Source organism: Pelomonas sp. Root1444 (assembly GCF_001426885.1).
Classification (GTDB): Bacteria; Pseudomonadota; Gammaproteobacteria; order Burkholderiales; family Burkholderiaceae_C; genus Pelomonas.
In genome coordinates, this window is sequence record NZ_LMFP01000027.1 from 115744 (window position 1) to 138511 (window position 22768).

General features: G+C 70.9%; 20 protein-coding genes. 17 read left to right on the plus strand and 3 right to left on the minus strand.

The genetic code is table 11. The features are described 5' to 3' along the window. Positions 1-26: 26 nt before the first annotated feature. From ASD35_RS17505 to ASD35_RS17565, 13 genes are all read left to right on the plus strand, one after another. Positions 27-1754, plus strand: a complete 1728-nt coding sequence (locus ASD35_RS17505) for a GspE/PulE family protein (RefSeq protein WP_056876249.1) — start codon at positions 27-29, stop codon at positions 1752-1754. A gap of 88 nt (positions 1755-1842) precedes the next feature. Next, the gene (locus ASD35_RS17510; RefSeq protein WP_056876250.1) at positions 1843-3072 is read left to right on the plus strand and encodes a type II secretion system F family protein; all 1230 of its coding nucleotides are present in this window, start codon (positions 1843-1845) and stop codon (positions 3070-3072) included. A 163-nt stretch (positions 3073-3235) separates the two neighbouring features. Beyond that, a complete protein-coding gene (locus tag ASD35_RS17515) occupies positions 3236-3616 on the plus strand; it encodes a prepilin-type N-terminal cleavage/methylation domain-containing protein (protein ID WP_056876251.1) in 381 nt (126 codons plus the stop codon). Beyond that, positions 3616-4068, plus strand: a complete 453-nt coding sequence (locus tag ASD35_RS17520; protein ID WP_056876252.1) for a prepilin-type N-terminal cleavage/methylation domain-containing protein — start codon at positions 3616-3618, stop codon at positions 4066-4068. Before ASD35_RS17515 ends, ASD35_RS17520 begins: the two co-directional genes overlap by 1 nt. 38 nt (positions 4069-4106) lie before the next feature. Next, the gene (locus ASD35_RS17525; RefSeq protein WP_056876253.1) at positions 4107-4667 is read left to right on the plus strand and encodes a prepilin-type N-terminal cleavage/methylation domain-containing protein; all 561 of its coding nucleotides are present in this window, start codon (positions 4107-4109) and stop codon (positions 4665-4667) included. Then, a complete protein-coding gene (locus ASD35_RS17530) occupies positions 4645-5442 on the plus strand; it encodes a type II secretion system protein J (protein WP_056876254.1) in 798 nt (265 codons plus the stop codon). The genes ASD35_RS17525 and ASD35_RS17530 overlap by 23 nt, the downstream gene beginning before the upstream one ends. Before the next feature lie 26 nt (positions 5443-5468). Further along, positions 5469-5882 carry an agglutinin biogenesis protein MshP gene (locus ASD35_RS17535; RefSeq protein WP_157275630.1) on the plus strand — a complete coding sequence of 138 codons (414 nt, stop codon included), beginning with the start codon at positions 5469-5471 and terminating at the stop codon, positions 5880-5882. Next, positions 5879-9496: a DUF6701 domain-containing protein gene (locus ASD35_RS17540; protein WP_056876256.1), complete on the plus strand. Its 3618-nt coding sequence runs from the start codon at positions 5879-5881 to the stop codon at positions 9494-9496. The genes ASD35_RS17535 and ASD35_RS17540 overlap by 4 nt, the downstream gene beginning before the upstream one ends. Further along, a complete protein-coding gene (locus ASD35_RS17545; RefSeq protein WP_056876257.1) occupies positions 9496-10479 on the plus strand; it encodes a hypothetical protein in 984 nt (327 codons plus the stop codon). The genes ASD35_RS17540 and ASD35_RS17545 overlap by 1 nt, the downstream gene beginning before the upstream one ends. Next, entirely contained in the window at positions 10479-11165 is a 687-nt protein-coding gene (locus tag ASD35_RS17550) for a hypothetical protein (protein ID WP_056876258.1), read from the plus strand. The genes ASD35_RS17545 and ASD35_RS17550 overlap by 1 nt, the downstream gene beginning before the upstream one ends. After that, positions 11162-11875, plus strand: a complete 714-nt coding sequence (locus ASD35_RS17555) for a hypothetical protein (RefSeq protein ID WP_056876259.1) — start codon at positions 11162-11164, stop codon at positions 11873-11875. The genes ASD35_RS17550 and ASD35_RS17555 overlap by 4 nt, the downstream gene beginning before the upstream one ends. After that, on the plus strand, positions 11872-12270 hold the full coding sequence (locus ASD35_RS17560; protein WP_157275631.1) for a hypothetical protein: 399 nt from the start codon (positions 11872-11874) through the stop codon (positions 12268-12270). Before ASD35_RS17555 ends, ASD35_RS17560 begins: the two co-directional genes overlap by 4 nt. Continuing rightward, entirely contained in the window at positions 12267-14045 is a 1779-nt protein-coding gene (locus tag ASD35_RS17565) for a pilus (MSHA type) biogenesis protein MshL (RefSeq protein ID WP_056876261.1), read from the plus strand. Before ASD35_RS17560 ends, ASD35_RS17565 begins: the two co-directional genes overlap by 4 nt. Before the next feature lie 22 nt (positions 14046-14067). On the opposite strand, the gene ASD35_RS28605 is transcribed toward ASD35_RS17565, so the two are convergent. After that, positions 14068-16062 (minus strand): zinc-binding dehydrogenase, encoded by a 1995-nt coding sequence (locus tag ASD35_RS28605; RefSeq protein ID WP_056876262.1) that lies wholly within the window; start codon positions 16060-16062, stop codon positions 14068-14070. Positions 16063-16165: 103 nt separating this feature from the next. Here ASD35_RS28605 and ASD35_RS17575 point away from each other — a divergent pair, with 103 nt between their 5' ends. Further along, the gene (locus tag ASD35_RS17575) at positions 16166-17053 is read left to right on the plus strand and encodes a LysR family transcriptional regulator (RefSeq protein WP_056876263.1); all 888 of its coding nucleotides are present in this window, start codon (positions 16166-16168) and stop codon (positions 17051-17053) included. Here the strand turns inward: ASD35_RS17575 and selD are convergent. Next, positions 17050-18123, minus strand: coding sequence for a selenide, water dikinase SelD (gene selD, locus ASD35_RS17580; protein ID WP_056876264.1), 1074 nt, complete (start codon positions 18121-18123; stop codon positions 17050-17052). The genes ASD35_RS17575 and selD overlap by 4 nt on opposite strands. A gap of 223 nt (positions 18124-18346) precedes the next feature. Between selD and ASD35_RS17585 the strand changes: the two genes are divergently transcribed. Genes ASD35_RS17585 through phnE form a run of 3 tightly spaced genes read left to right on the plus strand, consistent with a single transcriptional unit; the run spans position 18347 to position 20796 of the window. Then, a complete protein-coding gene (locus ASD35_RS17585) occupies positions 18347-19177 on the plus strand; it encodes a phosphonate ABC transporter ATP-binding protein (protein ID WP_056876265.1) in 831 nt (276 codons plus the stop codon). Continuing rightward, on the plus strand, positions 19168-19995 hold the full coding sequence (locus ASD35_RS17590; RefSeq protein ID WP_056876266.1) for an ABC transporter permease: 828 nt from the start codon (positions 19168-19170) through the stop codon (positions 19993-19995). The genes ASD35_RS17585 and ASD35_RS17590 overlap by 10 nt, the downstream gene beginning before the upstream one ends. Before the next feature lie 3 nt (positions 19996-19998). Continuing rightward, positions 19999-20796 carry a phosphonate ABC transporter, permease protein PhnE gene (gene phnE / locus ASD35_RS17595; RefSeq protein ID WP_056876267.1) on the plus strand — a complete coding sequence of 266 codons (798 nt, stop codon included), beginning with the start codon at positions 19999-20001 and terminating at the stop codon, positions 20794-20796. On the opposite strand, the gene ASD35_RS17600 is transcribed toward phnE, so the two are convergent. Beyond that, positions 20793-22652 (minus strand): right-handed parallel beta-helix repeat-containing protein, encoded by a 1860-nt coding sequence (locus ASD35_RS17600; RefSeq protein WP_082580248.1) that lies wholly within the window; start codon positions 22650-22652, stop codon positions 20793-20795. The genes phnE and ASD35_RS17600 overlap by 4 nt on opposite strands. Positions 22653-22768 lie beyond the last annotated feature (116 nt).

Here is a 22768-nt window from a genome sequence, read left to right on the forward strand (position 1 = left end):
AGCCTCTTCGCCTCTTCTGAGCTGCCATGGCCGAAACCGCAGATACCGCTGCTGCCCCCCGCCCCAAGCTGCGCCTCGGCGACGTCCTCGTCGAGCAGCAGCTGATCTCGGCCGAACAGCTCGGCCAGGCGCTGGAGCTGCAGCGCGCCACCGGCAAGAAGCTGGGCCGCATCCTCATCGAGGCCAACCTCATCACCGAGGAGGCCCTGGCCCATGTGCTGGCGCGCCAGCTGCGCGCGCCCTTCGTCAACCTCAAGACCTTCCCGCTCAAGACCGATCTCGTGCGCCTGCTGCCCGAGACCCCGGCGCGGCGCTTCCGTGCGCTGGTGCTGGAGGAGCGCGGCGACACGCTGCTGGTGGCCATGGCCGACCCGCTGGACCTGTTCGGCTTCGACGAGCTGGCCAAGATCCTGAAGCGCCGCCTGGCCATGGCCGTCGTCGCCGACAGCCAGCTGCCCGCGGTCTTCGACAAGCACTACCGCCGCAGCGACGAGATCTCGGGCCTGGCCAAGGCGCTGGAGAAGGACATCGGCGACGCGGTGGACTTCGGCGCGCTGCAGGCCAGCGTGGGCCAGGAAGGCGCGCCGGTCGTGCGGCTGCTGCAGAGTGTGTTCGAGGACGCCACGCGGGCCGGCGCGTCCGACGTGCACATCGAGCCGCAGGAAGGCGAGCTGCTGATCCGCAACCGCGTCGACGGCATCCTGCAGACGCTCACGCAGGCCGACAAGCGCATCGCACCCGCGCTGGCGCAACGCCTGAAGCTGATGGCGGGCCTGGACATCTCCGAGAAGCGCCTGCCACAGGACGGCCGCTTCACGCTGCGGCTGTCCGACCGCACGCTGGACGTGCGCCTGTCCACCATGCCCAGCCAGTATGGCGAATCGGTCGTGATGCGGCTGCTCGGTCAGGGGTCGGCGCTGCGCCGGCTGGACCAGATCGGCATGCCGGACGACATGCTCAGGCGCTTCCGCGAGCTGCTCGGGCGCGACGCCGGCATGATCCTCGTCACCGGCCCGACGGGTTCCGGCAAGACCTCCACGTTGTACGCGGCGCTGGCCGAGCTCGACGCCGAACAACAGAAGATCATCACCGCGGAAGACCCCATCGAGTACCGCCTGCCGGGCCTCACGCAGGTGCAGGTCAACGACAAGATCGAGTTCACCTTCGCCAAGGTGCTGCGCGCCGCGCTGCGGCAAGATCCCGACGTCATCCTCGTTGGCGAGATGCGCGACGCCGAGACCGCCGAGATCGGACTGCGTGCCGCCATCACCGGCCACCTGTTGCTCAGCACCTTGCACACCAAGGACACCGTCTCCACGCCGTTCCGGCTGCTGGACATGGGGGCCCCGCCCTTCATGGTCGCCACCTCGCTGCAGGCCGTGCTGGCACAGCGGCTACTGCGCGGCGTCTGCAAGCACTGCGCCGAGCCGCACCTGCCCACGCCGCAGGAGCAGGCCTGGGTGGAGCAGGTGCTGGCCCTGAATGGCGAGACCGAACCGGTGAAGAGCGTCAAGGGCCGCGGCTGCGCCGAATGCAACGGCACGGGCACGCAGGGCCGGCGCGGCATCTACGAGATGCTGGAGCTGGACCCCGACATGGCGCTGGCCATCCAGAAAAGCGATGCCGGCGCCTTCCTGGCCGCGGCCCGACGCGCATTGAAGGGCAAGACCCTGGCCGACCGCAGCCTGGCGCTGGTGCGCGAAGGAAAAACGTCGCTTGCCGAGGCTGTGCGTATCAGCGTGGACGCTGAATGAGCGCCGCTCGCGTAGGTTGGGGTGAGCGCGGCGAACCCCAACGTGTCGCCCGCCGCCCAATGTCGGGGTTTGCACCCCAACCCACGACATGAACTTCGCCTTCAAGGGCCGCAACGGTCGCGGCGAGCTGGTGGAGGGCATCGTCGACGCCGCCAGCAGCGACGCCGTCGCCGCGCAGCTGATGTCCGGCGGCGTCGTGCCGGTCAGCATCGAGCCGACCAGCGAGGCCGTCAGCGCCGCAGGTGGCGGCAACTGGCTGCAAGCGCTGCTGGCCAAGCCCGTCACGCAGGAAGACGCGCTGGTGCTGACGCGCCAGTTCTATACGCTGCAGAAGGCCGGCGTGCCCATCCTGCGCTCGCTCGCCGGGCTGGAGGCGTCCACCAGCCACCCGTGCATCGTGAGCCTGCTGCAGGACGTGCGGGCCAGCCTCGACCAAGGTCGCGAGCTGGCCACGGCGTTCGCGCGCCACCCGACCGTCTTCAGCGCCTTCTACATCGCCATGACGCGGGTGGGCGAGCTGACCGGCCGGCTGACCGAGGTCTTCCAGCGCCTGTCCGAGCACCTGGAGTTCGAGCTCGACATCCGCGCCCGCATCAAGCAGGCGCTGCGCTACCCCACCATGGTCATCATCGCGATGGCCATTGCGCTGGTGGTCATCAACATCTTCGTGCTGCCCAAGTTCGCCGACGTCTTCGCGCACTTCAAGACCGAGCTGCCGCTGATGACACGCATCCTGCTCGGCTTCTCGGCCTGGACGCTGAAGTGGTGGCCCATGGTGGTCGCCGGTGGCATCGGCGCCACCCTGGCCTGGCGCAACTGGATCGCCACGCCCGGCGGCCGCTACACCTGGGACCGCTTCAAGCTGCGCCTGCCCATCGCCGGCGACATCGTTCTGAAGGCCACGCTGGCCCGCTTCGCGCGCAGCTTTGCGCTGGCCAGCAGCTCGGGCGTGCCCATCAGCCAGGCCATGACCGTGGTCGCGCAGACGGTCGACAACGCCTACATCGGCGCCCGCATCGAGCAGATGCGCGACGGCGTGGAGCGCGGCGAGAGCATCTCGCGCTGCGCGACGGCCACGGGCGTGTTCACGCCCATCGTGCTGCAGATGATCGCCGTGGGGGAGGAGACCGGCGAGCTGGACACGCTGATGACCGAGATCGCGCAGATGTACGAGCGCGAAACCGACTACGCCATCAAGGGCCTCTCCTCGGCCATCGAGCCCATCCTGCTGGCTGTCATCGGCGCGCTGGTGCTGGTGCTGGCGCTGGGCGTGTTCCTGCCGCTGTGGAACCTGGGCCAGGCGGCGACCGGCCGTTGACTGCTCCGAAGCGGCGCCTTGCGTGTGACGCTTGCAACGGTTTTCAGGTGGGGCTCGACGGGCTGGGGTCAAGGCGTGCGCTTTTCACTTCCGCCTACGGGCGGCAGGTCCGATAGTCCCGCCACCCCCGGACCACAGCGCTTGCAGCGCAGGAAGGCACCCCATGAACAAGTCTCAACAAGCTGGTTTCACCCTGATCGAGCTGGTGATGGTCATCGTCATCCTCGGCGTGCTGGCTGCCGTCGCCCTGCCGAAGTTCGTGTCCGTCGACACGGAAGCCAAGGCTGCTGCCCTGGCCGGCATCGCCGGCTCGCTGAGCTCGGCATCCGCTATCAACTACGCCGGTCGCAAGGTCAGCACGACAAAGGGCGTCGCCATTGCAAACTGCACCGACGTCGCGAACGCCCTGCAAGGCGGCCTGCCGACGGGTTACAGCATCACGGCGGCGAACATCACCGTCGACACCACGGTGAGCTGCACCCTGACGCAGACCATCAATGGCGTCACGGCGACGACCACCTTCTCCGCCACCGGCGTCTCCTGATGCCCCCGCCACGCAGTACGCGTGGCTTCACGCTGATCGAGCTCATCCTCGTCATCGTGATCACAGCCGCCCTGGCGGTGTTCGCCCTTCCCAAGGTGCTGGACACGACGCTGTGGCGGCTGCGTGCATTTGGGGACGACTTCCAGTCCCGCCACCAGGCCATGCTGCGCCTGGCGCTGCAGCAGCGCCGGCCCATCGTCGAGACCATCACCGGCACCGGTGTCAGCTGGGCCTATGCCAGCGGCGCCAGCCTCGGCGCCCTGCCCTGCCCGGCGACCGAATCCCCCTGCATCGCCGAAGGCGGCAGCCGCACGGTCACCTTCAACAGCGGCAACGGCGGCGCCGTCACGACCAGCACCGCGGCGGACCTGACCATCACGGTGGCTGCCGGCAGCTTCAGCCAGGCGTACCGCATCGCGACCGATACGGGGCTGATCTATCCCCTTCCTTGACGCCTGGCCCTCGGCAGCCCTGGGCTAGCATGAAGCGCATGCGCCTTCCCCGCCAGGCCCAAGGCCTCACGCTGATCGAGCTGCTGCTCTTCATCGTCGTCGTCGGCATCGCGCTGGCGGCCATGCTGCGCGTCTTCACGACGGCCACGCTCGCCAGTGCCGACCCCATGATCCGCCGCCAGCAGCTGGCCATCGCGGAGTCGCTGCTGCGTGAAGTGCAATTGATGCCCATCACCTGGTGCGATCCGGCGACCGCCGCCAATGTCGAGACGGCCACGTCCACCGCCGACTGCGGCGGCGCCGTCGAGAACATGGGCCCGGAAAGCGGCCAGACGCGCTACGGGCCGACCAACTACTTCGACAACGTCAACGACTACGCCGGCTTCTCCATGAGCGGCATCCGCGACCTCAGCAACACCGTGGTCAGCGGCCTTTCCGGCTATTCGGCCAGCGTGGCCGTCGCCGCCGCGGCGCTGGACTCGCTGACCGCCGGCAGCGGCGACGCGCTGAAGATCACCGTCACCGTCACCGGCCCCGATGCCAGCAGCCTGGTGCTGCAGGGCTGGCGAACCCGCTATGCGCCGCAATCGCCGTTCTGACGCCGGCTTTACGCTGATCGAGGCGGTGATGGTGATCACCATCACCGGCGTCGTCATCGCCATGGTGTCCATCTTCATCGCGCCGGCCACGACGGCCTATTTCGCCAGCAGCGCCCGCGCCCAGCTGGCCGACGAGGCGGACACGGCGCTGCGCCGCATCGCCCGCGACGTCGGCGCGGCGCTGCCCAACAGCGCCCGCATCAGCGGCCAGAGCCTGGAGCTGATCCCCGTCAGCGGCACGGCGCGCTACGCGGTCGAGTCGGGCAATCCGCTGCAGTTCGGCGTCACCGACACCGGCTTCGACATCGTGGGCCCGGCGCTGCGCCTGGCGAGCGCCAGCCAGCGCCTGGCCTGGTACAACCTCGGCACCGGCGTGCCCGATGCCGATGCCTACACGCAGGCCAACGTGCGCGTCTCGTCCTCCGCCGCCGGCAACGCAGCCAGCGTGACGCTGACCGGCGCGGCGCTGCCCAACGCGCTGCAGGCGCCGCCCTACCGCGTCTATGCGATCGAACAGCCCGTCACCTACCGCTGCGACACCGCCGCCGAGACGCTCACCCGCCATACCGGCTACGGCTTCCTCGCCACGCAGGCCGACCCGCCGCCCGGCGGCAGCGTCGCCGTGCTGGCCCGGCATGTGAAGGCCTGCAGCTTCAGCTTCGACACGCCGGCCTTCGCGTCGCGCTACGCCCTCGTGACGCTGCGCCTGCAGCTGGGTGTCAACGGCGAGACCGTGTCGCTCTATCAAACCGCCCACCTGGACAACTTGCCGTGAACGCGCGCGGATTCACGATGGTGTCCATGCTCTTCATCCTTGTGGTGCTGGCCGCGCTGGGTGCGGCGCTGGCCTCGTTGAGCCAGCGCCAGCACATGGGTTCGGCGGGCGAACTGGCGGCGGCCAAGTCCTACCAGGCGGCCTTCGCCGGCCTGGAGTGGGGCAGCCACCAGATCCTGCGCGCCGGTGGCACGCCGGCCTGCTTTGCCGCACGCCACATCGCGCTGCCCGACCAGCTCGCCGGCTACACCGTCACCGTCACCTGCACGCGCACGCCGTCCAGCGGCACCGTTGCCGATGGCGACCAGGCGCTGGCCTTCTACACGCTGGTGGCCACGGGCTGCAACATTCCCAGCGCCGGCGCCTGCCCCAACGGCGGCACGACGGAGCCCACCTACGCCGAGCGGCAACTGGTCCGCAACCTGAGCGCAAGCCCATGACACGCTGGTTGACCCGCGCCCTCGCCACAACGGCCCTGGCCTTGCCGACGCTGGCCAGCGCCGTCGCCTACGACCTGCCGGGCAACCCGCCGCCCGGCTGCAGCCGCAGCGGCAGCAACTACACCTGCCCTGGCATCAGCCTGGGCTACAACGACACGCTCACCGTCAGCAGCCCCACCAAGCCAGCGACGGTCACCGTCAACGGCAACTTCGACACCAACACCTCGCAGATCAACGTGGGGGGCGTGGCCAGCGACCTGACGCTGACCATCAGCGGCACGCTGACGCTGGGCTACCAGGCCAAGGTCACGGCCAACATCACGGCCACGGCCGTCAACGACACGGGGGGCGGTGGCGTCGTCATCACCGGCAACCTGGCCGCCACCGGAGGCAACATCTCGCTGGGCCACCAGGCCAGCGTCAGCGGCAACCTGTCCACCAGCGGTGCCGGCATCCTCACCACCGGCGCATTCGGCAGCGTTGGCGGCAACGTCTCGGGCGGCAGCGGCAGCATCACGATCAGCGAAGGCAGCTCCGTGGGCGGCGACGTCACCGGCACCGGCACCATCACGCTGGTGCAGAACACGACGGTATCGGGCAACGTCAGCGCCGGCTCGGGCTCGGTGAGCTTGGGCTTCAAGTCCCGGGTGACCGGCAACCTGACGACCACCGGCGCCGTCACGCTGGGGCAGGAGGCGGTGGTCGGCGGCAATGTCACCGGCGGCACGGGCCACGTGTCGGTCGGCTACGGCGCGACGGTGACTGGGACGCTCACCACCAGCAGCGGCACCATCGACTTCGCGCAGGCCGCCAAGGCCCTGGCCTGCGTCAAGTCCACCAGCAGCGCCAGCATCACGCTGGGCTACCAGAGCAGCGCCCACAGCGTCTGCTGCGGTGGCAGCTGCACCAACAGCTGCGTCGTCAACAACAGCACCGCACCGATGCCGGCCGCCTGCGCCGCCACGACGCCGACGCTGGTCTCCGGCACGCGCTACAGCTTCGAGTCGTACGACGTGCCGGGTTCCTACATCCGCCACAGCAACTACATCGGCTACATCAACCCGGTCTCGGCGAGCAGCGACTCGCTGACGCGGAACGACAGCACCTTCATCGCCCGCCCGGGGATCACGAACCCGGCGTGCTGGTCGTTCGAGTCGGTGAACATCCCCGGCTACTACCTGCGCCACCAGAATTTCATCCTCAAGCTCAACACCTACAGCGCGACGGCGCCCTACCCGGCGGACGCCACGTTCTGCCTGCGCAGCGGCCTGGCCAATCCGTCGGCGATCAGCTTCGAGGCGACCAACTACCCGGCCTACTACCTGCAGCACAAGGTCGACACCAGCATGATCCTGGCCACCGTCGACGGCACCGCCGCCGTGAACGGTCGGGCCACGTTCTACCCGCGCGCCGGCCTGGCGCCGGTGGTCGAGCACTACGAACTGTCGGTGCCCAGCGCCAGCCTCGCCTGCCAGGCTTCCACCTTGAAAGTGACCGCCTGCGCGGACAGCTCCAGCCCGTGCACCAACCCCGTCACGAACGCCAGCGGCCAGACCGCCACGCTCGCCACGACGGCCGGCACGCTGGGCTCGGGCACCGTTACCTTCGACGCCAGCGGCAGCGCGACGACCACGCTTGCGCACGGCGCCGCCGCCAACGGCAGCACGGCGACCGTGACGCTGTCGGGCGAAAGCTCGCTGGCCACCTCGGCACGCCGCTGCTGCCCCGACGGCGCCAGCTGCAGCGCCGCCAACAGCTGCAGCACCACGTTCAGCACGGCCGGCTTCCTCATCGCCGCCAGCGCCAACGGCGGCGCCACCACCGTGCCGGCGCAAACCGCAGGCACGGCGTCGAGCAGCTTCGTGCTGCGGGCGGTGAAGACCAACACGACGACCAAGGCCTGCGAAGCGGCGTTGACCGGCACGACGACGGTTAACTGGGGCGTGCAGTGCAACGACCCGGCCACATGTTCCAGCGGCAACCGCATGACGCTGACCGGCAGCAACGTGGTGGCGGTGCCCGGCAACGCTGCCGGCAGCAGCAGCAACAGCGCCGCGGTGTCCATGACGTTCGACGCCGACGGCACCGCGCCCTTCAGCTTCAGCTACGCGGATGTCGGCCGCGTGACGCTGTTCGCCAGCAAGCCTGCGGGCGGCCCGCTGAAGGCGGCGCTGAGCGGCAGCAGCAATGCCTTCGTCGTCAAGCCGGCGGGGTTCGTGCTGTCGGCCATCCGCTGCGCCAGCTACGTGGCCGGCTCCTGCGCGATCTCGGCCATCGCCAGCCCGGGCAACAACCCTGGCGCGAGCGCGGCCAACGGCAGCGCCTTCATGCCGGCCGGCCGGCCGTTCACGGCCACCGTGACGGCCGTGGACGCGGGCGGCAACGCAACGCCCAACTACGGCCGCGAGACCGTGCCCGAAGGCGTGACGCTCACCGCCACGCTGGTGGAGCCGGTGGGCGGCAATGCGCCGGCGCTGACCAACCCCAGCGCCTTCGGCAGCTTCAGCAACGGCGCCGCGACCGGCGCCACCTTCGCATGGCCCGAGGTCGGCATCATCAAGCTGACACCGGCGGTCGCGGACGGCAACTACCTCGGTGCCAACAACGTCACTGGCACGGCGAGCGGCAACGTCGGCCGCTTCGTGCCGGTGTCCTTCGCGCTCACCGCGGCGACGGTCACGCATCGCAGCGGCGCGGCGTGCTCGCCGGCATCGACCTTCAGCTACCTCGGCGAGGCGTTCAGCCTCGGCTTCACGCTGACGGCACAGAACGCAGCCGGCGCCGCCACGGAGAACTACGAGGGGGCCTTCGCCCGCCTGCCCCTCACCACGGCGACCCGTTTCAACCTCACCGGCGTCCACGGGGCCACTCAGTTCAAGACCGGCAACGCCTCCCTGGTGCTCGGGACCAGCAGCAGCGCCGCCGGTTGGGTCAATGGCGTTGCCTCCGTGACGCTGCCTGCCACCGCGGCGCGCGCCACCACGCCCGTCGGGCCCTTCGACAGCGCCGAGTTCGGGGTCGCACCGGTCGACGACGACGGCGTGGCGGTGGCATCGCTGAATCTCAACACGGACGCCGTCGCGGGCAACGACAGCTTCAAGGTGGGCACAATCCCTCTGCGCTTCGGGCGGCTGCGCCTCCAGAATGGCATGGGCCCCTCAAACCGCCCGCTCAGCCTGCCACTCGAAGCCCAGTACTGGTCCGGTACGGCGTACATCACCAACACCTTGGATTCCTGCACCCGCATCAGCGCCACCAATCTCAGCTTCGGCAATCTGCGCAACGTGCCGGCGGCCAACGCGGCCATGGTGGGCAGCGGCAGCACCATCACGGCCGGCAAGGGAAGCCTCACGCTGGCAGCACCCGGCAACAGCGGTCGTGCCCTCTACGACATCGCCCTGGCGCTGGACGGCACCACGCCGCCCGCCGATGCGTCCTGCCTCAACACCGCTGCCGGCTGGACACGCGCCAAGGCCGCGACCACCGGCGCCAACGTGGCCGCGCTGCGCGGCGCCTGGTGCGGCAACGCCGCCACCAGCGACCCCAGCGCCCGTGCGACCTGGGGCCTGTACCGCGGCGCCGACGGCGTGGTTTACCAAAGGGAGAACTACTGATGCGTTGGCCCTGGCGCCCCCGCGGCAGCTCGCAGCGCCTGACCCTGCGCCGCGCCGGCAGCCAGCACGCCTTCGTGCTGACCGATGGCGCCCCGGGTGACGAGCCCGCACGCCTGCTGCGCTGGGGCCTGCTGCCCGATGCGCGCCCCGTCCCCGCCGGCGAGGCCATCGCGCTGCTCGACCCGGCCGATTACCAGATCCTCAAGGTCGACACGCCCAACGTGCCGCAGGAGGAACTCAAGCCCGCCGCGCGCTGGCAGATCAAGGAGATGGTGGACGTCGACGTCGCCGAGCTGACGCTGGACGTCATGCACGTGGGTGGCGATGTCGACCGGCCGCTCCGACAGCTCTTCGTCGTCGCGGCGCGCAACAGCGCGATCAAGGCGCTGACGCAAGGTGCTGCCGGCCTCGCCGAGCAGGTCGGTGTCGTGGACATCTGGGAGACGGCGCTGCGCAACCTGCTCGCCGCCCAGGCGCGCGCCGACGATCTCGCCGCCCGCGCCTGCGCCGCCGTGCTGATCGACGAGGGCCATTGCATCCTGGTCGTCTGCGCTGGCGACGAGCTCTTCTACACGCGCCGGCTGGAGGGCGACCCCAAGCTGCTGGCGCGCGCCCGCGGCGACGACAGCGGCGCGGCGGTGGCGGAGCTGCCGCTGGGCTTCGAATACCAGCCCGGCGGCGCCTTCGACAGCCCCGGCGTACAGGAGTCGCCGTTGGTCGTCGAATTGCAGCGCTCCATCGACGTCTGGGAGCGCAGCTGGCCGGAGCTGCCGCTGGCGCGGCTGTACGTCGTCACGGCCGAGCACGGCCCCGAGGTCGCGGCGCTGATCCAGCGCGAGCTGGGCCAACGCACGATCGCGCTCGACCCGCTGGCCGCCTTCGCGCCCGACGCGCCCGCGCCGGAGGGTGACGCGCGCCAGGCGCTGGCCGCCTGCCTGCCACTGCTGGGCGCCGCCCTGCGCACCGAGACCCGAAAGCTCTGATGGCGCAGCAAATCAACCTGCTCACGCCCATCCTGCTGGCACCCAAGCGCTACCTGTCGGCGTTGACGCTGCTGCAGGCCACCGGGCTGCTGGTGGCCGCCGGCCTGGCGGCGGCGCTGTGGCTGCAGCAACGCGACCGCGCCGCCGAGGCCCGGCACCAGGCGCTGCTGGCCCAGTACGACGCTGAACGCCAATCCTTGGCCGCCGCCCGCGCGGCCCTGCCCGCACCGATGGACGCTGCCGCTGCCCAACAGCAGTTGCTGCCGCTGGAGGCCGGCAACGCGGAGCGGCGCGCGCTGCTGCAGGTGCTCGGCGCGGAAGGCGGCGGCAAGGACGGGCGCCGTCATTCCGACCTGCTCGCACTGATCGCCCGCGGCCTGCCTGAGCCGGCTTGGCTCAGCGAGCTGCGCTACGCGCCCGGCCGCCTGGAACTGGTGGGCGGCACGCTCGACACCACCGTGCTGCGCCCGTGGCTGACGCAGCTCGCGGCGCATCCCTTGTTGGCCGGCCAGCAGCTGTCGGCGCTGCGCGTGGAGCGCCTGGGCGCCCCCGGCACCGATGCCAGCAACCACCCGCTGCTCGAACGCGGCGACCCACTCGCGCAGGCGACGTTGCCGGTCTGGGCGTTCCGTGTCGTCAGCGCGCCGGCCCTGCCGGCGAGCGGCGCTTCGAGGGCTGCGCCATGAAGGCGCAGACGCCCATCGACCTGGCGCTGCTGCGCCGGCGCATGGCGCCGTTGCGCGCGGCCTGGGAACGCCAGGCCCGGCGCATCGACGCCCTGAGCCTGCGTGAACGCGCCATCCTGTTCGTCAGCATTGCAGCGGTGCTGGCGGCGCTGTTCGACACGCTGGTGCTGACGCCCCAGGCCGCCCGCGCCAAGCAGCGCAGCGAGGCGCAGGCCCGGCAGGCCGCCGAGATGACCGCGCTGCGCGAACAGTTCATCGCCCAGAGCCGCAGTGCCGACGAGCCGGCCGGCCAGCTGCGCCGCCAATTGGACGCGGCGCGGGCCGAGCGCACACGCCTGGACGACCAGCTGCGCCAGGCCGGCTCGCTCAGCGCCGGTGAAGGCCTGTCGGCCGTGCTGCAGCGGCTGCTGGCCCGCCAGCCCGGCCTGGTGCTGGAGCGCCTGACACTGCTGGAAGACACGCCCGTCGTCGCCCCCGCCGCCAGCCCTGCCGCGGCGCAACGCCCCGACCTGCCGCTGATGGCGGGCATGAACTGGCAAGGCGTCGAGCTTCAAGTGCAGGGCCGGTATGCCGACGCCCAGCGCTATCTGCAGGCGCTGGAGCGCGAGCTGCCCGGCCTGCGCTGGGGCGAAATGCAGCTCAAGGCCGTCGGCCACGGCGAGCCGCCGCGGCTGCAGGCCCAGCTCTTCCTGCTGAAAGTGCAGCCATGAAAGCCCTCGCCCTTTTGCTGGCCGTGGCACTGTCGGCCCATGCGGACGATGCGCCGCGCGACCCGACCGCCCTGCCACCCGCGCTGCGCAGCGCCATGGCTGCCGCGTCTGCGGCCTCGGCGGCTTCGGGCGTGCCAGCCGAGGCGGCGGACCACGCCATCCGTCAGGTCGTCTTCGCGGGCGGCCGCGCCTATGTCGTGCAGCGCGGCCGGCGCTACGCCGTCGGCGAGCAGCTGGACGGCGCCCGCATCGAGCGCATCACCGAGCAAGCCGTCTGGCTGCGCGAGTCCGGCCAGGTGCGCCGCGAGCCGCTGTACGGCGGCGTCGAGAAGCGCCCGCCCGCGCCACCTGCAGGCAGTGCCTCGGGCGTCAGGAAATCCAAGGAGAAGCCATGAAGGCCCCAGTCCCCCGTCTGCTGCTGCTGAGCGCGGCCACTGCGCTGCTGGCGGGTTGCGCCGACAAGCCCCTGCAGGTGGCGCAGCCCAGCCAGGCGCTGCGCGAAGAGCTGCAGGCCCAGCAGCGCCTGCCCGCGCCGGCGGCGTCTGCGCCGGTGGCGCAGGCCGTCCCCGTGCCGCTGCCCACTCCCACGCTCCCGGCCGAGCCGCGCTTCGACCTGATCGTCAACGGCGCGCAGGCGCGCGACGTCTTCCTGTCCCTGGTCAGCGACACGCGCTACAGCATGCTGGTGCATCCCGGCGTCGCGGGCACGCTGTCGGTCACGCTCAAGGGGGTGACGCTGCGCGAATCGCTGGACGCCATCCGCGAGGTCTACGGCTTCGACTATTCCATCGACGGCCGGCGCGTCACCGTGTTCCCGCCCACGCTGCAGACGCGCGTCTTCACGATCAACGCGCTGGCCCACCAGCGCAGCGGCCGCAGCGAGGTGCGCGTCAGCTCCGGCGCCGCGCCCGTCGGCAGCCCGAACAACAACGCCAGCGGCAGCGGCGGCACTGCCACCCCGGCCGGCGGCAGCACCAACACCGTGCTGCAGCAGGAAAGCAGCCAGCTCAGTACCCGGGTTTCCAGCGACTTCTGGGCCGAGACGACGACGGCGCTGCGCGCGCTGGTCGGCACTGGCGAAGGCCGCGCCGTCATCGCCAGCCCCCAGTCGGGCACCGTCGCCGTGCGCGCCATGCCCGACGAGCTGCGCCACGTCGAAGCCTGGCTGAAGGCCACGCGCATCGCCGTCGAACGCCAGGTCATGCTGGAGGCCAAGATCGTCGAGGTCGAGCTGCGTGAGGGCTACCAGAGCGGCATCGACTGGTCGCGCATCGGCAGCCACGGCGCCATCGGCCAGACCAGCGTCAACCCGTCCGTCCCAAGCGGCGTCGGTTCCATTATCAACCCGCTCGTCAGCAATGCGCGCGGGCTGCCGACGCTGTCCAGCGGCACGCAAAGCCCCGCCTGGTCCGACCTCATCCCGCTGCCGTCGGCCGGCGGCGGCACCTTCGGCCTGGCGCTGTCGCGAGGCGGCTTCCAGGCACTGCTCAGCTTCCTCGAAAGCCACGGCGACACGCAGATCCTGTCCAGCCCACGCATCGCGACGCTGAACAACCAGAAGGCCGTGCTCAAGGTCGGCACCGACGACTACTTCATCACGGGCATCAGCGGCAGCAACAGCGGCACGAACACCAGCAACACCGGCACGAACGGCACCACCAACCAGATCCCGACGCTGACGCTGACGCCTTTCTTCAGCGGCATCGCGCTGGACGTGACGCCGCAGATCGACGCGGCCGACATGATCACGCTGCACATCCATCCGTCGGTGTCCAACGTGACGGAGAAGGTCAAGCAGGTGGACCTGGGCGAGGTCGGCAACTTCCGCCTGCCGCTGGCCAGCGCGAGCATCAACGAGACCGACACCGTCGTGCGCATCCCCGACGGCCAGATCGTGGCCATCGGCGGCCTGATGCAGATGGAGGCCTCGCGCCGCGGCTCGGGCTTCCCGGGTGCCGACAGCAACCCGCTCACCTCCATGCTGTTCGGCAACCGCGCCAACAGCGGCCGCAAGCGCGAGCTGGTGGTGCTCATCAAGCCCAGCATCATCCGAAGCGCCGAGGACTGGGAGCAGCACAACCGGCTGGTCAGCGAGTCGCTGAACGACACCGAGAACCGCTCGCGCCGGGTGATCCGGCTGGACGGCAACACCGGCCCCGCGGCCAAGTGATGCCGGCCTGACCCCGCGCGACTCAGGCCGCGAAGTCGACGACGACCTTGCCAGCAGGCCGCGCCGTGCCGGCAGCCTCGATGGCCTCGGCCAGGCCGGTGAATGGCACGACGCGGCCGATGGGCAGCGCGATATCGCCGACAGCCACCTGCGCAGCCAACACCGCAAGCCGCGCCGCGTCGGGCCGCATCTGGAACCACGCGCCCGGCCGGCCCTGTGCCGCCTGCGCCGCGATCTCGGGCGCCGCCGTGCTCAACACGCGGCCGGTGGGCGACAGCGTTGGCCACAGCTGCTGCAGCGAGTCGCCGCCGATGAAGTCCAGCGCCAGGTCGACACCGCGGATGGCCGCCAGCGCCTGCGTCGACGCCGAGTCGATGACCTCGTCCGCACCGAGCTGGCGCGCATGGGCTGCCTTGGCGGCGCGCGCCGTCGCGATGACGCGTGCGCCGGCCCGCTTGGCCCACTGCACGGCCAGGCTGCCCACCCCACCGGTGGCGCCGTGGACGAGCACCGTCTGGCCCGCCTGCAGGCCGCCGTCCTCGAACAGGGCCTGCCAGGCTGTCAGTGCCGCGACCGGCAGGGCGGCGGCGGCCCGCATGTCCATCGTGTCAGGCACGGCGGCCAGGCGATCGACAGGCACGACGAGCAGGTCGGTGTAGGCGCCCAGACGACCCAGCGCACCGAACACGCGGGTGCCGGGCGCAAAGCCCAGGGCCGATGCCTCGGGGCCGACCTCCACCACCTCCCCTGCGAACTCGATGCCCAGCGTCGCCGGCAAGGCGAGCGGGAAGGCGTCCTTGACAAAGCCGGAGCGAACCTTCCAGTCGAGCGCATTCACGCCCGCAGCGCGGACGCGCACGAGCACCTCGCCATCGCCAGGCCGGGGTGCGGCCACCGCATCGACACGCAACCCCTCGCTGCCGCCGTAGGCATGCAGCCGCAGCGCGCGGTTGGGCTCGACGCGGGCAAGCGGGTAGTCGATGTAACCCCGCGGCCCGTCGCTGTAGAAGGTATCGCGCTGCGGCTCGTTCAGTGGCGCATGGTGGACGAAGCGCTCCAGCAGGTCGGGGTTGGCGAGGTAGGCGCTGCCGAAGACCACCGCGTCGGCACGCCCAGCATTGAGGTGCTGCACGGCGCTATCCTGCGTCAGCCCACCGCCCAGCAGGTAGGTGCCAGGGAACAGCGGCTTCAGGTGGGCGTGGTAGTCGATGCTCCATGGCGAAGTGGCGACGTGCAGATAGGCCAGCCCGAGCGGCGCGATGGCCTGCACGAGATGGGTGTAGGTGATCACCGGTATCGCGTCGTTGATGTCGTTGAAGCCCATCTCGGGTGAGATCTTGATGCCGACGCGCCCGGCGCCGATCTCGTCGGCCATGGCCTGCACGGTCTCGACGACGAAGCGCACCCGGTTCTCGACGGAGCCGCCGTAGCGGTCGTCACGCTGGTTGGTGCTGGACGACAGGAACTGCTCCGGAAGGTAGCCCGAGGCCGCATGCAGCTCGACGCCGTCGAAACCCGCGTCGATGGCGCGCCGGGCCGCCTGGCGGAAGTCGTTGACGATGCTGGCCACCTCGTCGGTGGCCAGCGGGCGCGGCGTGACGAAGTCGGCCGGACCGGTCGCCAGCCAGGTCTGGCCGGCCGGTTTGACGGCCGACGGCGCCACCGGCGTAGCGCCGCTGGGCAGCAGCGACGGGTGCGAGATGCGGCCGGTGTGCATCAGCTGCAGCACGATGAGGCCGCCGCGGGCATGCACGGCTTCGGTGACGCGGCGCCAGGCGGCCACCTGCGCATCCGTGTGTATGCCGGGCGTGCGGACGTAGCCCTTGCCCATGGCACTCGGGAAGGTGCCCTCGGTCACGATGAGGCCGGCGCCGGCGCGCTGGCGGTAGTAGGTGACGGCGTGCTGCGACGGCACACCGGTGGCGTCATCCGCACGGCTGCGCGTCATCGGCGCCATCACGAGACGGTTGCGCAGGTTCAGGGCGCCGGCGCGGACGGGGGTTTGAAGCGGATTCATCACGGGCTCCACAAGAGGGGTTCGGGTAGAGCGATGATGGATTGCGCCGAATTCGGAATAAATATGATGGAATGAAATAACTGATCCAAATTTGGAGCAATACATGGCGTCGCTGGGCGACATCGAACTGTTTGTGGAGGTGGCCCGCGCCAAAGGCTTCCGCCGCGCGGCGGACCTGCTGGACATGCCGAACTCGACGCTGTCGCGGCGCATCACCGAGCTGGAGCGCCAGGTCGGCGTGCGCCTTTTCCACCGCACCACTCGCAAGGTGGAGCTGACCGAGGCCGGCAGCGCCTACTTCCGCCGCTGCGAAGGTCTGGTGGCCGAGGCCAGGGTGGCGCACGAGGCGCTGCTGGACGTGGCCGAGCGGCCGAGCGGCGTGCTGCGCGTGTCCATGCCGGTGGACCTCGCCATCACCTACCTGGCTGCGCCGCTGCGGGTTTTCGCCGAGCGCTATCCGCTGATCGACTTCGAGCTCGACCTCACCGCGCGCCGTGTGGACCTGGTGGCCGACGGCTTCGACCTGGCCATCCGCCTGGGCGAGCCGCCGGCCACGCCCTCCAGCCTCATCGCACGGCGGCTGGGCGCCGTGAAGCGCCAGCTGTATGCGTCACCGCACTATCTGAAGGCAGCGCCACCCCTGGAACAGCCGCGCGACCTGGCCCGGCACAGCTGCATCATGCTGGTCAGCGCCCGGCAGGCGGGCTGGACGCTGCACGGCCAGGGCCAGCAATTGACCGTGCCGGTATCGGGGCGCTACGCGATGAACAGCCTGGGCATGTGCCGCGCGTTCGCCCGCCTGGGGCTGGGCATCGCCGTGATGGGGCCGGAAGACACTGAAGCCGAGCGGCACGCTGGCGAGCTGGTGCGCGTGCTGCCCGACTGGGCACTGGCGCCGCTGGCGGTGCACGCCATCACGGAATCGCGCCTCCTGCCGTCGCGGGTGCGGTTGTTCGTGGACTTCCTCGCCGAGACGCTGCAGGAGCGCTAAGCCCGCACGAGCAATGGCCGCTCGCCGGCCGCCACGACACGGCCCACCACGGCCGCAGCGTCGAACCCATGGCTGGCAAACAAGGCCAGCACGGCATCCACGGCGCTGGCGTCGCAGGACACCAGCAGCCCGCCGCTGGTCTGCGGGTCGGTCAGCAGCGCGCGGTCCTCGGCGGTGAAGTCCGCCGGCAGCTGCACGTCGCCGCCATAGCCCGCCCAGTTGCGGCCCGAGGCGCCGGTGACGAAGCCGCGCTGCGCCAGCTCGCGCACGCCGGCCAGCAGCGGCACGGCGCGCCAGTCCAGCTCCACCGTGCAGCCGGCGCCGCGGGCCAGCTCCAGCGCATGGCCGGCCAGGCCGAAGCCGGTCACGTCGGTCAGCGCATGCACGCCGGGCAACGCGGCGAGGTCCGGCCCCGGCGTGTTGAGCTGGGTCGTGGTGTCGATCATGCGGGCGTAGCCGTCGGCGCGGAGCTGCTCCTTCTTCAGCGCCGCGCTCATGACGCCCACGCCCAGCGGCTTGCCCAGCACCAGCACGTCGCCAGTCCGCGCATCGGCGTTGCGCTTGACGCGCTTCGGGTGGACGAGGCCCAGGGCCACCAGCCCGTAGATCGCCTCGACGGAATCGATGGTGTGGCCGCCCGCGATCGGGATGCCGGCCGCGCGGCAGACCGAGGCGCCGCCTTCCAGCACGCGGCCGATGGTCTGCGTGGACAGCACGTTGATCGGCATGCCGACAAGGGCCAACGCGAGGATGGGCCGGCCGCCCATCGCGTAGACGTCGCTGATCGCGTTGGTGGCGGCGATGCGGCCGAAGTCGAAGGGGTCGTCGACGATGGGCATGAAGAAGTCCGTCGTCGCGATCAGCGCCTGCTCGTCGTTGAGCTGGTAGACGGCGGCGTCGTCGGCTGTCTCGATGCCGACGAGCAACTCCTTCGGGATGGGCATGCCGGCCGTGCCCTTGAGGATCTCGGACAGCACACCGGGGGCGATCTTGCAGCCACACCCGCCGCCGTGCGACAGCGACGTGAGGCGGGGTTCGGCCGACGGGACGGGACAGGCAGGAGCGTTCATGGCGTGGGGTGGTTCGCAAACAGCGCGCCGACGATGCGGTGCAGTGTGGCCCGCTCAGCCTCGGGCGCAAGCAGCGCCGCGCGGGCGCCCGGCTGGGCGGTGAGTCGTGGCAGCATATCGGCATCGTCGCTGTCGCCCCCTCGCTGCCGCAACTTCTTCGCGACCGGGCGCAACGACGTGCCGGCTGCCTTTCGCAGCTGCGCGGCCGGCTAGAGTCCGGGCCGTGAAACTTTCCTTGCAAGACCTGTCCGCACGCCATGCCACCGCGCGCCGTGGTGCGATCGACGCGCTGGCCGGCCTGACCCTCGACATCGCGGCCGGCGAGCAGGTCGCCGTCATCGGCCCGTCCGGTGCCGGCAAGACGACGCTGCTCGAGGTGCTGGCCTGCGCCCGCCCGCCCTCGGCCGGGCGCCTCGCCATCGACGGCACCGACCCGTGGGCGCTGGCCCGCCGCGCGCTGCAGGCACTGCGCGGCCGGCTCATCCTGGTGCCGCAGGTGCCGCCACTGCCGCCGCGCCAGCGTGTCGTCACCGCGGTGCTGGCCGGCCGGCTGCCCAGCTGGAGCCTGTGGACGGCGTTGCGCTCGCTGTTCTATCCGGTCGACATCCCCGCGGCCGATGCGGCGCTGGAGGTGTTCGAGCTGGGCGACAAGCTGTTCGAACGCGTGGACCGGCTGTCGGGCGGCGAGCGCCAGCGCGTCGGCCTGGCGCGCGCGCTGGTCGCGCCGGCCCGCCTGTGGCTGGTGGACGAGCCGCTGTCGGCGCTCGACCCTGCCCGCGCGCAACGCGCCGTCGCGGCGCTGGTGCGCGAGGCCGGCACGCGGGGTGTGACGCTGGTGGCCACGCTGCATCAGGTGGACGCCGCGCTGGCGCATTTCCCGCGCATCCTGGGGCTGCGCGAGGGCCGGCTCCTGTTCGACCTGCCTGCGGCGCAGGTCACGCCCGAGCAGCTGGCGCGCCTCTACGCCCAGCACGAGGACGAGCTGCATGGCGCCGCACCGCCGGCGGCCGACGACCCGGCGCCCGCGCCGCCGGTGCTGATGCAATGCCGGTGAACGCCGCCGCGCGCCGTGATCCGGCCTGGCTGGGGCGACTCGGCCTGGCCAGCGTCGGGCTGGTGCTGCTGTGGCCGCTGCTGGTCGCGACCGAGTTCAAGCCCTGGCTGCTGCTGGAGGCCGACGCGCTGCGTGTCACCGGCCGCTTCCTCGGCAGCTTCCTGCCACCGGCCCTGGGCGGTGAATTCCTGTGGATGCTGGCGCGCGAAACCTGGCGCACCGTGGCCATCGCCACGGCCGGCGTGGCCCTCGCGCTGCTGCTGGCCGTCCCGCTGACGCTGGCCGCCACGCGCTCACTGTCCGTCTCGGCGCTGTCCGGGCGCATGGCCGCCCTGCCCTATGCCGTGCGCCAGGCGGTGCGGCTGCTGCTCATCGTGCTGCGCAGCATGCCGGAGTTGGTGTGGGCGCTGGTGTTCGTGCGCGTCGTCGGCCTGGGGCCGGCGGCGGGCGTGCTGGCGATCGCGCTGACCTACGGCGGCATGCTCGGCAAGGTCTACGCCGAGATCCTGGAAAGCGGCGACGCCCAGGTCACGCAGGCGCTGCTGCGCAACGGCTCCAGCCGGTTGCAGGCCTTCTTCTACGGGCTGCTGCCGCAGAACGCGGCCGAGCTGACGAGCTACACCGTCTACCGTTGGGAGTGCGCCATCCGCAGCTCGGTGGTGCTGGGGTTCGTCGGCGCCGGCGGGCTGGGCCAGCAGATGGACAGCTCGATGAAGATGTTCGCCGGCGGCGAGGTGGCGACGATGCTGCTGGTGTTCGTCGCCCTGGTCGCGCTGGCCGACCGCTTGAGCGCCGCGCTGCGGCGCGCGCTGGGCTGAACCATGGACAGCAAGCGCCGCCTGCCGCCGCCGCTGTTCAGCGCCCGTTGCCGCGCCTGCTGGCTGGTGGCCGGCGTGGTGGTGTTGGTCGTCGCCAGCTTCCTGTCGCTGGACCTGCACCTCGCGGCCTTCGCGTCGGGCGAGTCGCTGGCCAGCATGGGACATTTCGTGCGCGAGTTCTTCCCGCCGGACCTGAGCCCGGCCTTCGTCGGCCGCGTCGCGGCCGGCGCGTGGGAGACGCTGGCGATGTCGGCGCTGGGCACGCTGCTGGCGGCGCTGCTCGGCGTGCTGATGGCGCTGCCTGCCAGCCACGCGCGCGGCGGCGCCCGCGCCGGCATGCGGCTGCTGCTGAACGCGCTGCGGTCGGTGCCGGAGCTGGTGTGGGCCGCCATGCTGCTGATCAGCGCGGGCCTGGGCCCCTTCGCCGGCACGCTGGCGCTGGCCATCCACACCAGCGGCGTGCTGGGGCGGCTGTTCGCCGAGGCCGTCGAGAACGCGCCGCCCGGCCCCGGCGCGGCGCTGCGCACCCAGGGCGCGGGGACGGTGCGCGTGTTCCTGTACGCCACGCTGCCGCAGGTGCTGCCGCAGCTGATGAGCTACACGCTCTACCGCTGGGAGAACAACATCCGCGCCGCCGCCGTGCTGGGCGTCGTCGGCGCGGGCGGCCTGGGGCAGCTGCTGATGTTCCACATGGGGCTGTTCCAGATGGACAAGACGGCCACCGTGCTGATCGCCATGCTCGTGCTGGTCGCGCTGGTGGACGGTGCCAGCTTTGCGCTGCGCCGCTGGTTGACGCGTTAGGGCAGCGCGCCCGGCAGGTGGCTGGCCTCGCGCCAGCCCAGCAGCTTGCGCACCTCGGCCGGCACCGGCAGCGGTTGCACACCCTCGGGCACCCGCGCCAACTCGAAGCGGCGCAGCTCGGGGCTGCGGAACACGGCGCCCCGGTAATCCGAGAAGAATTTGCCCCGGGCCTCCACGCCCGGCACGGCCTCGCGGAAGTCGTCCAGGCCGGCGAATGTCGTCTGGCAGGCCGCACCCGCCACCGGCGCCCAGCTGATGAGCGGCTGGCTGGCCTTGGTGCCTTCGATGGCACCTTCCATGCGCACGTAGACGTTGCCGTCGACACGCTGGCTCATCGGTTGCATGACCTTGCCGCAGGTTTTCGGCCCCTGCTCGAAGCGCAGCAGCGGGCCCTTGACGCTGGCGTCGGCCACCAGCAGGTTGCCCTCGAAGACATGGCCCACGCGCTCGTGGACGTCCGGGCCGGTCTGCGGATGCCAGCCGAAGTGGTCGCCCTGCGCGCTGCGCTCGTTGCGGTCGATAAGTACCGGCGAATTGACGAAGGTGTTGTGGTGCAGCTTGGCGCCCGCGCTGTTGAGGATGCGGGCGCCCTGCTGGTTGTTGACAAACACGTTGCCGGCGACTGTCAGGCCCTTGGAGATTTCGAAGAAGACGCCGGCCATCGTGCCTTCGACGTGGTTGTCGACGAAGACGCCGTCATGGTTGCCGACGTCCCACCACACGCCGTTGGAGTAAGGCTGCTCGATGACGAGGTTGTCGCGCACGACGACGCGGTGGGACTGGTTGAAGATCTTGACCGCCGACGGGTAGTAGCCCGTCAGCCGCTCGACGTTGTTGCGCCGGACGATGTTGCGCTCCAGCAGCACGTCGGACGAGCCGATGACGTAGATGCCTTCGGTGCTGGTGTCACTGACCAGCGAATTGCGGATGACGAGCTTGTCACCACGGAAATAGCCGGCCACGCGCGAGCAATGGCTGATGGTGACGTTCTCCAGCAGCGTGCCGACGACCTCCTTGCCGTGCTCCGATTCCGGCGACGGGCCGACCGGGTCGTCGGTCGGTTCCTCCGACACCAGCGTGGACGGCTTCTTGCCCTCGATGTCGATGGCGCGGTAGGCGTATTGCGTGAAGGTGATGCCGCGCAGCGTCGGGCCCTTGCGATCCGACGCCTTGCCGTGCACCGGCCGCGACGGCCGGTGCAGCGCGATGTCGTGGGCGGTGATCTCGACCAGCTTGCCAGCCGGGTTCACGCCGATGTAGACATGGCCCTTGGCGTAGTCGATGTAGTAGCCCTTGCTGCCCATTTCGCCCACCCAGCCGGCGGACTGCAGCGCCTCGCCGTCGACGAACACCATGTCGTTGTTGAAGCGGTGCAGCGGCGTCAGGGCGCCTTCGCGGTCGGGCTGCCACCAGCCCATCGGCTGCGCGGGGAACAGCGTTTCCCACTTCGTGCGCCAGACGTTGTTCGGCAGCGCCTGCCAATCGGTGGCCACGCGGGTGCCCTTGAGCACGGGCGTCTCGTCCAGGTAGGGCTGGATGGTGATGCCCTGGTTGAGCTGCAGGCCGCCGGTGCGATAGGTGCCACCGCGCATGACGATGGCGTCGCCGGTGACGACACGGGCGATGGCCGCCTCGATGGTCGTCGGTTCGCCGACCGACGCGCCGGAGGCCTCGGCCTTGCCGTCCGGGGCGACGAAGTAGACATGCGCCGCCTTGGGCACGGCGTAGCGCTGCGGGATGGGGCCGTACGGGCCGCCCGAGGGTTGAGCCGTGGCGGCAGCCGAGGCGGCGAAAGCGCACGCGGCGACGGCCCAGCGGCCGATGCGGGCGAAGCGACGGAAGAACGGACGTGTCATGCGGTCTCCAGACTGTTCATCGCGGCGGCAGCCAATAGTTAGCGCTACCAACCTCTGAAAGGCAGACGCTAACACGCCCTCAGCCGTCGCGGCAAACTCCCATGAGAATCCCGACG